This window comes from Vibrio panuliri (genome assembly GCF_009938205.1).
GTDB lineage: Bacteria > Pseudomonadota > Gammaproteobacteria > Enterobacterales > Vibrionaceae > Vibrio > Vibrio panuliri.
This window is the reverse complement of record NZ_AP019655.1, coordinates 1042248-1055502: the sequence shown is the minus strand read 5'-3', so window position 1 is coordinate 1055502 and position 13255 is coordinate 1042248. Positions and strand designations below refer to the sequence as shown.

Genomic DNA, 13255 nt, shown 5'->3' with positions numbered 1-13255 from the left:
GTTAGAGGCATGTTTTGAAGAAGTTACTCCCAATACTGATTTTACTCAGTATCGGCTCGCTATTTGTTGGTGTAAGCGATTTAAGCCTAGCAGCGCTAATCGCAGGTGACGCGAACAGTTGGCACTTAATGTTTACCAGTCGTATACCGAGGCTGATTGCTGTGCTTCTTGCGGGGGCAGGCTTAAGCATCGCCGGTTTGATTATGCAGCAGATCAGTCAAAACCGATTTGCCGCACCTTCGACTTCGGGCACCATTGAATGCGCGATGCTCGGTTATATTCTGAGTTTAGTTCTCTTCGGAGCGCAGCAAATTTGGCTGATTTTCTTAATATCCGTATTGGGAACCTTGTTGTTCGTCCAGTTTATCAATCGTATTCAATTTAAAAACGCCATCTTTGTTCCTTTGATCGGCATTATTTTTGGCAATGTGGTCGACTCGTTAGCGACGTTTATTGCCTATAAGTATGACGCGCTACAAAACCTTTCTGGCTGGACGGTTGCTAATTTCGCCAACTTATTACAGGGTGACTATGAGTTGCTCTACATCGCCATTCCGATTGCCATTTTTAGCTATCTGTATGCCACTCGTATTTCTGCGGTTGGGCTTGGCAAAGACTTCGCGACAAACTTGGGGCTTAACTATCAACAAGTGATCGTAATTGGCGTGATGCTCGTGTCTATTATGGCAGCTAGTGTTGTAATGATTGTTGGGCAACTGCCTTTCCTTGGCCTTATCGTTCCAAACCTTGTCAGTCAATTTTTTGGAGATAACTTACGCCGGAATATTCCGTTAACCGCGGTACTTGGTGCGTTAATCGTACTTTGCTGCGATTTAGCTGGGCGTGTGATTATCTTCCCGTATGAAATACCTATTTCGATGATTATTAGTATCTTAGGTGGCAGTGTGTTTGTGTTCTTTATTCTGCGAGGGCAAAAGAATGCAGGATAGAACCAAATTAATGCTGCTAGGCGTAGTTGCGAGCGTATTCGCCGCACTCTTTATTGGCGTAGGCTTGAACGCAGATAACTATCAGTACTTTCTTTCTCGCCGCGTGCCTAAGGTGATGGCGATGATTTTGGCTGGTGTGGCAATCGGGCAGTCTGCGCTTGCATTCCAAACCATCACCAATAACCGAATTCTCACCCCAAGCATTATGGGATTTGACGCGCTGTATATGTTCACTCAGACAATTGTGGTTGTCGCATTTGGTGGACTAAGTAGTTACGTCTTGAACGACTACCTGAATTTCTCTCTTTCGGTTGTCGTGATGTTGGCATTTTCGATGCTACTGTTTAGTTTTTATTTTAAGAGCAATACGCCGAACTTAATGGTGCTATTGCTGTTGGGTGTCATTTTAGGTCAGCTATTTGGCAGTATTTCGTCGTTTTTGACCATGGTGATGGACCCGAACGACTTTGCCGCGTTACAGCAAAGTATGTTTGCTAGCTTCAACAATATAAAGGTTGAGTTGGTTTACCTGTGTGCGCCGTTACTTATTTTGATTAGCGCATGCCTGTTTAAGCTAAATCGTATATTGGATGTCTTTTGGCTCGACAAAGATAATGCGACCAGCCTTGGCATTGATGTAAAGAAAGTCACCATGCAAGTGTTAGTGCTCTCTGCTTGTTTAATTGCCATTTCAACCGCCTTAGTCGGCCCTATCATGTTCTTCGGCCTTTTAGTGACAAACTTAGCTAGAGAAATGCTGCGCAGTTATCAGCATCGAGTCTTGCTACTCGGGGTTTCGCTTATTTCAGTGGCCTCTCTATTGGCGGGGCAATGGGTGGTTGAGAATGTGTTTGGCTTTTCGACCACGCTGAGTGTGGTGATTAATTTTATCGGCGGCATCTATTTCTTATCCATGCTGCTTAGAAACAAAATCGTTTAGGATCAATATGATAAAACTAGAGAAATTGACCAAGCTTTTTGGTCAAACTGCTGTGGTAAAACAAGCGAGTGCCGAGTTTGAAAAAGGCAAGGTGACTTCAATTATTGGTCCAAATGGCGCTGGAAAAAGTACGCTGCTGTCGATGGCAAGTCGTTTAGTGAGCAAAGACGAGGGGCAAGTCTATATTGACTGTAAAGAAATTGCAGAGTGGGATACTAAAGAGTTAGCAAAGCGACTGGCAGTGTTGCGTCAAGCAAACTCGATCACGATGCGTTTTACCGTGAGAGAAATGATTGCGTTTGGTCGTTTCCCATACAGCCAAGGTAAGCTTACATCCTCGGATCAAGATGTGATCAATCAGGCAATTGAGTACCTAGATCTGGTGGCAATTCAGGACAAATACTTAGATGAGTTGAGTGGGGGGCAGCGTCAGTTGGCGTTTATTGCCATGGTAATTGCTCAGGACACGGATTATGTATTCCTTGATGAGCCACTAAACAACCTCGATATTAAACATTCACTTCAGATCATGCGAAACGTAGGGCGTTTAGCGCGGGAGATGAACAAAGCCGTTGTGGTGGTGATTCACGATATCAACTTTGCGGCGTGCTATTCCGACAAAATTATCGCACTCAAGAAAGGTAAAGTTGTCGCGCAAGGGGATGTTGCAAGTGTCATCCAAGCAGACGTGTTAGAAAGTATTTATGAAACGCCATTCAATATTATTGAAATGGATGGCAAGCGAATGTGTACTTACTACTAACCTCTGAGACAAAGCCTTCCTTGACGAAGGCTTTATTTTTGTCTGCTGCTACTTGGTGAGATCTTCAATAATCGGACATTGGCTATTAGAGTCGCCAGGACAGGCATGAATCCATTGCTTAAGCTGACGTTCAATTTCTTGTAGTTGCTTGATCTTGATTTCAACCTCATGCAATTTTTCTTGTGCTTTCGCCTTCACTTCGCTGCTTTTACGTTCTGGATTGTGGGCGAGTTGGACGAATTCTTTACATTCTGCCAACGAGAAACCTGCGTTCTTAGCGCGTGATACAAGATTGAGTTCTTGGAGGTGCTGCGTCGAATACTCTCGATAGCCTGAAGCGCTTCGATGAGGAGGGGTAATAATCCCTTTATCTTCGTAGAGACGAATCGACTTGCTAGAAAGACCTGTCAGTGTCGCAATTTCACCAATGTTCATTTGTTCATTCTCACTATAAACCTATCGATATCTTAACCATCTGAGCCAAATTTGCCTATGTTTGAAAGAGGATTGGGTCAGAAACATTAAAATTTTTTAGAATATGGCATCTAAGTTGGAGATTTTTGCTATCAATTGCGTTATGTAACGCGTTGAAAAGACTTCAACAACAACACATATTTTGTGCAACGCTTTATGTTTCGCGGGCTGCAGAGTAACATCTAGAGGGATAAAGAAAAGAGAAACGAATCTTCATTATCTTGATAGAGTTACCATTTTGATTAATTTCCCGCCATGAAAAAAATCGAATATTGCTTTAGATCAACAAACAAACGTTTCTCTTGGTCTAAAAATTAAAACAAAGTTGAAAGATTCAAAAAAAATTTGAATAATTAAACTCAATACACAATGGAGCGAAAGCTTCGATAATAAGTATGAAACAGGATACGTACCACATGTCTAATTCGTTTGTATTGGTGATTAACTCAGGTAGTTCTTCATTAAAATTTGCTGTAATCGATTCGCAAACTGGCGACGCGATTGTTAGCGGTTTAGGTGAGTGCTTTGGATTGCCGGAAGCAGTCATAAGCTGGAAGTACAATGGTGAGAAAACCGAAGAGGCAATCTCTGCTCCCGACAATCATCACCAACATGCGATTAACCGCATTGTGGACCTAATTGAATCTCTAGGATTCACTTCGGATTTGGTTGCTGTGGGTCACCGCATCGTACACGGCGGCGAGAAGTTCACTTCTACCGTTCGCATCGACGATAAAGTACTAACTGAAATCGAGAGCCTTTCTGATCTAGCACCGCTCCACAACCCTGCAGGCGCGAAAGGTATTAAAGCAGCTATGGTAGCTTTCCCAAGCCTACCTCAGTTTGCTGTTTTCGACACAGCATTCCACCAATCAATGCCTAAGAAGGCGTTTACTGGTGCAATCTCTAATGAGCTTTACACTGACTATGGCATCCGTCGTTACGGTTTCCACGGTACTAGCCACTACTTTGTAAGCCGTGAAGCTGCGAAGATGCTTAACAAACCAGTAGAAGAAGCAAGCTTCATTTCTGTTCACCTTGGCAACGGCGCATCAGTATGTGCAATTGAAAACGGTGAGTCAGTGGATACCTCTATGGGCTTTACTCCGCTTTCTGGTCTAATGATGGGCACACGTTGTGGTGACTTAGACCCAGGCATCATTGAGTTCTTGTTGAAGAAAGGCTGGAGCCAAGAGCAAGTGTTTGACGCACTTAACAAGAAATCTGGTTTCCTAGGTGTATCTGGTCTAACTTCTGACGCTCGCGGCGTACTAGAGGCAATGGAAAATGGCCATGAAGGCGCAAAACTTGCGTTTGAAGTGTTTACTTACCGTGTTGCGAAATACATTGGTTCTTACCTAATCCCACTAAGCAAGCTGGATGCAGTTATCTTTACTGGTGGTATCGGTGAGAACGCACTTCCAATTCGTCGCGAAATCTTGAAGAACCTTAAACTTCTAGGTTTTGTTGAAGATGAAAAGGGCAACGAAGACGCACGCTTCGGCAATGCTGGTGTAATTGGTAAATCAGAAATGCTTAATGCAATTGCTGTTGTTATTCCAACAAACGAAGAGTTCGTTATTGCTCAGCAGTCAGTAGAACTGCTATAAAAATCTACTCATTTTTGGGAAATAAGTCGAAGCCCTTTCCGTATGGAAAGGGCTTTTCTTTTATTACCAAACTAAAAAAGCCCGATGTTAATCGGGCTGAGCTTTGTATATCTGCGGCTGTAAGGCGTTTTAAGCGCATTGCTCCTTAGAGTATGACTCAATGATCGCTTGATCTTTTCCTTGGCTCTTAGCGCGATACAGAGCTCTATCTGCCGTTTGAATAAGTTCGATATAGTTGCTCCCTTCAATTGAAGAGACAATGACCCCGCCAATACTGACTGTTAGCATATTTTCCAACTGACTATGAGGGTGGGAAATCTTAAGCGTACGGATGTCGCGCAAGATTTCTTCAGCGATTTGAGTCAGTTTTTCTTTGCTTATTCCGACAAACGCGAGCGTAAACTCTTCACCGCCATAGCGTGCAAAAATAAAATTACTCTCAGTGACAGTTTGTTGTAAATGCCTAGCGACAGATTGCAAACATTGGTCACCTTCCAAATGTCCGAGTTTATCGTTGATTGACTTAAAATTGTCGATATCAAGCATAAGAATAGAGAGCGATAAGTGGCGACTTATCTCATCTTTATATATGTCATCGAGATATCTCTTTAGGGCGCGCCTATTTGCAATCTGTGTTAATGGGTCGATGAATACCAGTTGCTCTAACTTAGAGGTCAAATATTTTAACTCGCGATTCTTAATCTCTAGTTCATTGTTTGCAGCGATAAGCTGACCTTGATATTTACGCCTAACAATACTTTGGGAAACAATAAACCCAAGCATCTTGAGTATATTAACTTGGGAGGGTTTGAGTGGTAGTGAAGTGAGTAAGTTATCACATGCAATCCAACCAATAGCTTCATTGCCATCCCAAAGCGTTACGTATCCATTCCAACCCATGCCAACGTTGGCAAAATTGTGTAATAAAGAGGTGTGGTGTTGAAAACTGATAAAGGTACGTTCCTGAATCATTTTGGACGCGAAAACATGTTCTTCGATGGTGGATGTAAACCAACTTTCATCCACAACATTACCTTCTATATCTGTACCGTAGGTACCTTGGACGCTGTCGGGACCTGTGATCAGAAATATAGCGATTCGGTCTATATTTAAATTCTTGATCGACTGTTCTACAGCAATTCGATACATGTCTGAGTTTGATTTTGCTCGTCCTAACAAATAAGAGATTTCATGTAAAACATCTATCTCTTTGTTATAACGAGTATGACGCGTACTCATAAGAGCCAACCTAAATTAACAAAATTATTATTTTATAAAATTAATCAGCTACGTTAGGGATAATATAGCGCTAATAGGTTAGAGGAAATTGGTATTATTGCGACATGCTTTGCTAATATATTAGTTAAAAATGTGCTTTGGTTCACTGTTATCTAGAATTAATAATTAGTTTTATCATCAAAGCTGGAATCATTGTTTTTGCTATTGTTGATGTAAACGATTGCTGTTTGTTTTATAAATCGGACTTAATGAATTCAATATGTGGAAATCGTCATTGACGCGAGAATCGAGAAGTTAAAAATGTAAATCGCTAACGAATTTTACCTTTCACAACCACTTGCCCGGTAAGTTTGACGTTAACTTACCAACCTTTTAGCTCGTTATTACTCAGTAATATCCAATTTATGTTAGAACTCTAATGAATGTTGCGTAAGATTATGAGATCTTTGTCACATAAAGTGTGGTTATCTAAGCAATGGGTTGATCTTTGTCGCTGATAAATGCTCATAATAAGATGAATTTTGATTAGAGCTCTAAGGAAAGTTTCTAACATGATTACATCAGAACCTTATTTGGCTGCAGAGGATGGTGCGACCAAATTAAGTGGAAAGTGGCTTTTTCGTCAGCCCAAAATTACCGACGGTGACGATATTTTTAGTTTGATTGCGGCTTGTCCGCCACTGGATATCAACTCCTCTTACTGCAACTTTCTCCAAGCGACTCATTTTAGTTCGACCTGTATCCTCGTTGAACAAAATGGTCAAGTCGCCGGTTTTATTTCTGCTTATACCAAGCCAACCGAAGAGGATGTCCTGTTTGTGTGGCAAGTCGCCGTTGCTCCTGACTTTCGTGGTCATGGACTGGCTCTCAAGATGCTCAAAACTTTGTTAAAAAGAGATAGCCTGCAACATATATCTGCGATTGAAACAACGATTACCAAAGCGAACCATGCGTCGTGGGCTCTTTTCAAGAGATTCGATGCGCAGCAAGGTGGGTTTGGTAAGACTAGCATCTTTTTGGAGCAAGACGCTCATTTCAACGGTAAGCACGATACTGAATACCTTTATCGTATTCCCACCAAGTGATTCCCCCAAATTTATAGGATAGACACGGTCTTAATATGGACATTTTTAACAAGCAAGAATCAAAAGTTCGTTCGTACTCGAATAGTTTTCCCGTGGTTTTCAAAAAAGCTCAAGGTTGTTGGCTAGAAACCGATCAAGGTGAGCGTTACTTAGACTTCCTTGCTGGTGCAGGCTCATTGAACTATGGGCACAACAACGCTCAACTCAAGCAAGCGCTAATTGATTACATCGCAGCAGATGGGATTACTCATGGTCTCGATATGCACTCCGAAGCAAAAGCACACTTTTTGCAGGTGTTGCAACGGGTTATTTTGGAACCAAGAAATCTCAATTACAAAGTGCAGTTTACGGGACCGACTGGAACAAATGCCGTCGAAGCTGCGCTTAAGTTAGCGAAGAAAGTGAAAGGGCGCAGTAGTGTTGTCGCCTTTACCAATGGATTTCATGGTTGTACATCTGGCGCTTTAGCGGCGACTGGGAACAAACATCACCGCCAAGGCGCTCCCGAAGGCAGCCTTTCTGGAATTACTCGTATTCCTTATGAAGGTTATGCTGGTGTTGATGGCCTCGGGCTGTTTGAAACCATGCTCAATGATAACTCTGCAGGCTTTGATAAACCTGCGGCAGTATTGCTTGAAACCGTTCAAGGTGAAGGCGGATTGAATGTTGCTTCAAATCAATGGCTTCAACGGTTGAGCAAAATCTGCAAAGCCAACGACATTTTGATGATTGTCGATGATATTCAGGCTGGATGTGGTCGAACTGGAACATTTTTCAGTTTCGAACCTGCCGGCATTCAACCAGATATCGTAACGCTGTCTAAGTCAATCGGTGGTTATGGTTTGCCTATGGCTGTGGTTCTGTTGAAACCTGAACTTGATGTTTGGAAGCCCGGTGAACACAACGGTACGTTCCGTGGCAACAACCATGCTTTTGTTACGGCAGCGGCAGCGCTTGAGTTGTATTGGTCAACGGATGCGCTTGAAACACATATTGCTAATTGCTCAGCACGAGTAAGTCAGAAAATTGAACAGCAGGTGAAGCGTTACCCTGAGCTCTTTGTTGGGCTAAAAGGTCGCGGAATGATGATAGGTATTGAATGTCAAAATGGCGCGATCGCGAGTGATATCAGTCGTGTGTGTTTTGAAAAAGGCATGGTCATCGAAACGGCGGGTCCCAATGACGAAGTCGTGAAGTTTTTCTGCCCATTGACCATCACCGAAGCAGAATTGGATCAAGGCTTGTCGATTTTTGCCCAAGCCGTCGAAGCGACCGCTGAAAAACTTTTTAAGAAAGCATCATAAACAAGGAATTATCATGATAGTTAGAACGCTAGAGGAATGTCGTAATAGCGAGCGCCGCGTGACTGCACAGACTTGGGAAAGTGTCCGCATGCTTTTAAAAGACGACAATATGGGTTTCTCATTCCATATTACGACGATTTTTGAAAACACGGAGACACACATTCATTATCAGAATCACTTAGAGTCTGTCTACTGCATGAGTGGTGAAGGTGAGATTGAAGTGGTCGGTGGTGAAACTTATCCCATTAAACCGGGTACGCTATATATTCTCGATAAACACGATGAACATTATTTACGTGCTTATAAAGACGCGCCGATGGTAATGGCGTGTGTATTTAATCCGCCGATTACTGGGGCAGAAGTACACGATGAAAACGGGGTCTATCCGCTAGTTGATTAAAACGTTGTCTCATCAATCTTGATTATCATCATTGGGGCGAATAAGCCCCTTTGTTTATTTAACTCAGCCTCACTAATCGACTAAGGACAGTCCATGAACTATACCGTAGAAAAAATCGGCGGTACCTCTATGTCTGCATTTGATGCAGTCCTAGACAACATTATTCTTCGACCCTCTCAACCATATAATCGCGTATTTGTTGTATCGGCTTATGGCGGGATGACCGACGTTTTGCTCGAGAATAAGAAAAACAATCACCCCGGCGTTTATCAACTTATTGCCAAACGTGATGACACGTGGGGTGAAGCACTTGCACAAGTCGAGCGACAAATGCTGTTGGTTAACGAGAACATTTTTGCTGACCCTATGAGTCGCATGAGGGCGGATAAGTATATTCGCACTCGTATTGCTGAAGCGAAGAACTGTATCAGTAACATCTTAGATACTTGTCGTTACGGTCAGTTTTCTTTGCGCCATTATTTACCCCAGATCCGTGAGTTCTTATCTTCAATAGGTGAAGTGCACAGTGCTTATAATACGGCGTTAAAACTTAAAACTCTGGGGATAAACGCCAAGTTTGTTGACCTTTCAGGTTGGGATTGCCAGCAGCCTTTAACACTCGATGAAACGATTGAACAGGCTTTTGAAAGCATTGACGTGACCAAAGAGCTGCCCATTGTGACAGGTTACGCCTATACCAAAGATGGCCTGATGAAAACATATGATCGTGGCTACAGTGAAATGACCTTTAGTCGAATTGCCTCGATCACGCAGGCTGACCTTGCCATCATCCATAAAGAGTATCACCTCAGTTCTGCTGACCCTCGTATTGTTGGAACCAATGATGTTCTACCAATTGGGCGCACTAACTATGACGTGGCGGATCAATTGGCGAGTTTAGGTATGGAAGCCATTCACCCTAATGCTGCTGCAGGGCTGAGAAAAAGCGGTATTCAGTTGCAGATTAAGAATACCTTCGAACCTGAGCATGAAGGAACATTGATCTCATCAGATTACAGCCCCGAAACAGATAAGATCGAAATCATCGCTGGTAAAGAAAAGGTGTTCGCTTTGCATCTCTTTGATCAAGCCATGGTGGGGCAGGTGGATAATGTCAGCTACGACTTAATGCAGATTATCGCTGAAACTCGGGTTAGCTTGATTGGTAAAGAGATGAACGCGAATTCGATAACCTATTATTTGGGTGGAAGCGAAGAGGTTCTTAAGCGAGTTCTATATCGTGCTGAAAAACGCTATCCAAGCGCATCAATCACAGGGCGCATGGTAGCTCTTATCTCAGTGATTGGCTCGCAAATTGATACAAACAGGACACTGACGAAAGGTATTTTGTCTCTAGTTGAAAATGGTGTGACGCCCATCGCTGTTCATTCCTCAATGCGAAATGTGAATGTACAGTTTGTGGTTAGGGACGGAGAGTATCAGACGTCAATACAAGCTTTACATCAAACGTTTTGCTTACCCAAGAAAGCAAAAGCTACGTTAGTTGCTTCATAACCTTTTAGTGGTGCCAAGTCACTTATTGAGAGTGGCTTGGTACTTGCGAATTTACCCGTAATGATGAGGGAAAACAGAGAAAAAACAGGCGTAACAAAAATGTTACTTCTATTATTCGTCTGTCAGTAAAATTAACTAATATAAAACGAATGCTGAACAATTAATAATGTCAATATGTAGCAATAGTGAATTTATAGTCCATTATTGACTAAAATATTGACTTTTTATTCTATAATTTGCGATATTCCACGTTCTTTAAATTCAAGCGTGAAAAAGGTTATGTCTCACACTCATGCACAGCCATCGGATTCGGCTGTAACGAAGAAATCTTGGCAAATGCCAGATACCCTTATTTTAATCTTCTTTGTTGGTATCTTTGCTGCGATTCTTACTTACTTAATCCCTGCAGGTTCTTTTGATAGCCAGCAGGTGACATACATGGTCGATGGTGCTGAAAAGACACGAACAGTTATTGACCCTAACTCTTTTGCTTACGCGACAGATGAGAAAGGCGAACTGGTTTACAATACGGTAAGTCTATTTGCATCTGGCGGCGGCATTGGTCTAATGAACTTCCCATTTGAAGGCCTGACATCGGGTTCTAAATGGGGCAGTGCCATTGGCGTGATCATGTTCATGCTCGTCATTGGTGGTGCATTTGGTGTGGTGATGCGCACTGGCACGATCGACAATGGTATTTTACGTCTAATCGATAAAACCAAAGGCAACGAATCACTCTTTATCCCTGTCCTGTTTTTGCTGTTCTCACTCGGTGGTGCAGTATTTGGTATGGGTGAAGAAGCGGTTGCATTTGCGATTATTATCGCGCCTCTGATGGTGCGTCTTGGTTACGATGGCATTACGACCGTTATGGTAACTTATATCGCAACCCAAATCGGTTTCGCCACGTCATGGATGAACCCGTTCTCAGTCGCGATTGCACAAGGTATTGCTGGTGTGCCAGTTCTTTCTGGTATGACTGTTCGCATGGTACTTTGGGCTATCTTCACTATTGTGGGTATCGCATTCACTATGGCGTATGCTGCGCGCATCAAGGCCAACCCAAAACTCTCTTACAGCCGTCGCACAGATGCTTACTTCCATCAGCAAGAGGTGTCTCAGACTGATTCTCGTTGGGGACTGGGTGATACACTGGTGATCCTAACAGTAACAGCGGCAACGGCATGGGTTGTATGGGGCGTGGTAATGCATGCTTGGTACATTCCTGAAATCGCCTCGCAGTTCTTTACTATGGGCTTCGTGGTTGCGATCATCGGTTCGATCTTCCGTCTTAATGGTATGACACTGAATGAAGCAGCGGCTGCGTTTAAAGAAGGGGCGAGTATTATGCTTGCACCTGCGCTTTTGGTCGGTTGTGCCAAAGGTGTATTGTTGTTGCTAGGCGGTGGTTCTTCAGAAGAACCAAGTGTACTGAACTCTATCCTAAACAGTGCGGGTGGGATGCTAAGTGGTTTGCCAGCGGTGGCATCAGCTTGGTTGATGTATGTGTTCCAGTCTGTGTTCAACTTCTTTGTTACGTCAGGTTCAGGTCAAGCTGCCTTGACCATGCCTTTGCTATCACCGTTATCGGATATCGCAGGTGTAACACGTCAGGTTGCGGTACTTGCTTTCCAACTTGGCGATGGCTTTACTAACGTAATCGTACCAACATCTGCGCCTCTAATGGCAACACTAGGTGTTTGTCGTATCGACTGGGGTGATTGGGCGAAGTTCTGTTGGCGCTTTATGGTGCTATTGTTCGTTATGGCAAGTATTGCGGTTATCGCAGCTCAATTACTTGGCTTCTCGTAACAAGCCTTAGTTTCGAAGATGGCGAGAGTAAAATCTCGCCATTTTTTATTGGTGGTTTCCCATAATGGGATTGATCAAATAATGTTTTGGAGAGTCCCTATCCATGGCGACACAATATTTAGATGATGTGATTCAAGGTCATCGTGTAATTCAATCTTTAGAGGTTGCTGAGCTAACGGCAGGTGAACATAAATTTATGTTCCGTGTTGCCACCGATGCGCTTTCACAATGGCAGCATCTACCTGTTATGGTATTTAAAGGTGAGAAACCGGGTAAGCGTATTATGATCACCGCGGGGGTGCATGGTGACGAGTACAACGGTGTTCTTGCTGCGCAGAAAGTTGCGCGAGAGCTAGTCGGTAAAGATCTTGCGGGTACCGTTACTATCGTACCTATGATTAACCTTACTGGTATGCTCAATCATAGCCGTGACTTTTTCTCGGCAGACCCTGATGCTTCTCCTTGCAACTTAAACCGTTTTTTCCCAGGGGATGCAAACGGGAATGAAGCGAATCGCTACATTCACAACCTTTGGCACAATCTTCTGCAGCCAAATGCGGATTTTGCTATCGATCTGCATACTCAGACAAGCGGTACGATATATCCGTTATATGTGTTTGCTGATTTTCGCTTGGAGCAAGCGTTAGAGATGGCACGTTTGGTGAATCCAGATGTCATTCTTAATGATCCCGGTGATGCTGGCGTGTTAGAGACGGTGTGGAACACCAGTGGTATCCCAAGTATTACCATTGAAGTAGGGATGGGACGCTACACAGAGTTGGCGCTGATCGATCGCACCGTTAACGGTATCTTCAATATACTTAAACGCCATGAGTTACTAGAAGGTGATGTTGAAGCGGTTGTACCATGCCTAGAGGGGCAGGAGATCACAAGTATTCGTGCGCAAGTAGGAGGTTTCGTGATCCCGCAAGTCAACATGATGGATACCGTCGAGCAAGATCAGTTGGTCGCGATCCAATATGACAACTTTGGTGATGAGCTAACGCGTTACTATGCGCCAACGGCTGGCACGGTACTGAGCCATAATATTGAATCAATTCGCGCGCCAGGTTCTCTAGTTGTGCGTTTGATAAAGTAGCCGCTTGCTTTACGGCACTACAACTCGGCTTCTAAAAATTAAAGGTCTAAGTGCAACTTAGACC

12 protein-coding genes are annotated in these 13255 nt (G+C 43.3%); 10 read left to right on the top strand and 2 right to left on the bottom strand.

Features of this window, described 5'->3' with window-relative positions; translation table 11 throughout:
- The first annotated feature begins 14 nt into the window (after positions 1–14).
- The 3 genes from vctD to vctC are packed head-to-tail and all read left to right on the top strand — an operon-like array spanning position 15 to position 2653.
- A complete protein-coding gene (gene vctD, locus GZK95_RS19465; protein WP_075710309.1) occupies positions 15–950 on the top strand; it encodes an iron chelate uptake ABC transporter permease subunit VctD in 936 nt (311 codons plus the stop codon).
- On the top strand, positions 940–1890 hold the full coding sequence (gene vctG / locus GZK95_RS19460; RefSeq protein WP_075715253.1) for an iron chelate uptake ABC transporter permease subunit VctG: 951 nt from the start codon (positions 940–942) through the stop codon (positions 1888–1890). Before vctD ends, vctG begins: the two co-directional genes overlap by 11 nt.
- A 7-nt stretch (positions 1891–1897) precedes the next feature.
- A complete protein-coding gene (gene vctC, locus GZK95_RS19455) occupies positions 1898–2653 on the top strand; it encodes an iron chelate ABC transporter ATP-binding protein VctC (protein WP_075710305.1) in 756 nt (251 codons plus the stop codon).
- A 48-nt stretch (positions 2654–2701) separates the two neighbouring features.
- Here the strand turns inward: vctC and cueR are convergent, their stop codons facing one another.
- Entirely contained in the window at positions 2702–3088 is a 387-nt protein-coding gene (gene cueR, locus GZK95_RS19450) for a Cu(I)-responsive transcriptional regulator (RefSeq protein WP_075710303.1), read from the bottom strand.
- Positions 3089–3543: 455 nt separating this feature from the next.
- Here cueR and GZK95_RS19445 point away from each other — a divergent pair, with 455 nt between their 5' ends.
- Entirely contained in the window at positions 3544–4737 is a 1194-nt protein-coding gene (locus tag GZK95_RS19445; protein WP_075710301.1) for an acetate/propionate family kinase, read from the top strand.
- A 129-nt stretch (positions 4738–4866) separates the two neighbouring features.
- On the opposite strand, the gene GZK95_RS19440 is transcribed toward GZK95_RS19445, so the two are convergent.
- The gene (locus tag GZK95_RS19440) at positions 4867–5976 is read right to left on the bottom strand and encodes a diguanylate cyclase (protein ID WP_075715254.1); all 1110 of its coding nucleotides are present in this window, start codon (positions 5974–5976) and stop codon (positions 4867–4869) included.
- 551 nt (positions 5977–6527) lie between these two features.
- On the opposite strand from GZK95_RS19440, the gene ectA reads away from it, so the two are divergent.
- From ectA to GZK95_RS19410, 6 genes are all read left to right on the top strand, one after another.
- Positions 6528–7061, top strand: a complete 534-nt coding sequence (ectA, locus tag GZK95_RS19435) for a diaminobutyrate acetyltransferase (RefSeq protein WP_075715255.1) — start codon at positions 6528–6530, stop codon at positions 7059–7061.
- 35 nt (positions 7062–7096) lie between these two features.
- The gene (ectB, locus tag GZK95_RS19430; protein WP_075710293.1) at positions 7097–8365 is read left to right on the top strand and encodes a diaminobutyrate--2-oxoglutarate transaminase; all 1269 of its coding nucleotides are present in this window, start codon (positions 7097–7099) and stop codon (positions 8363–8365) included.
- Between the two features lie 13 nt (positions 8366–8378).
- Positions 8379–8765 (top strand): ectoine synthase, encoded by a 387-nt coding sequence (locus GZK95_RS19425; protein WP_075710291.1) that lies wholly within the window; start codon positions 8379–8381, stop codon positions 8763–8765.
- Between the two features lie 93 nt (positions 8766–8858).
- Positions 8859–10280, top strand: coding sequence for an aspartate kinase (locus GZK95_RS19420; RefSeq protein ID WP_075715256.1), 1422 nt, complete (start codon positions 8859–8861; stop codon positions 10278–10280).
- 279 nt (positions 10281–10559) lie between these two features.
- Positions 10560–12092, top strand: a complete 1533-nt coding sequence (gene yfcC / locus GZK95_RS19415; RefSeq protein WP_075710287.1) for a putative basic amino acid antiporter YfcC — start codon at positions 10560–10562, stop codon at positions 12090–12092.
- Positions 12093–12195: 103 nt separating this feature from the next.
- Positions 12196–13191, top strand: coding sequence for a succinylglutamate desuccinylase/aspartoacylase family protein (locus GZK95_RS19410; protein ID WP_075710285.1), 996 nt, complete (start codon positions 12196–12198; stop codon positions 13189–13191).
- The last annotated feature ends 64 nt before the right edge of the window (positions 13192–13255 follow it).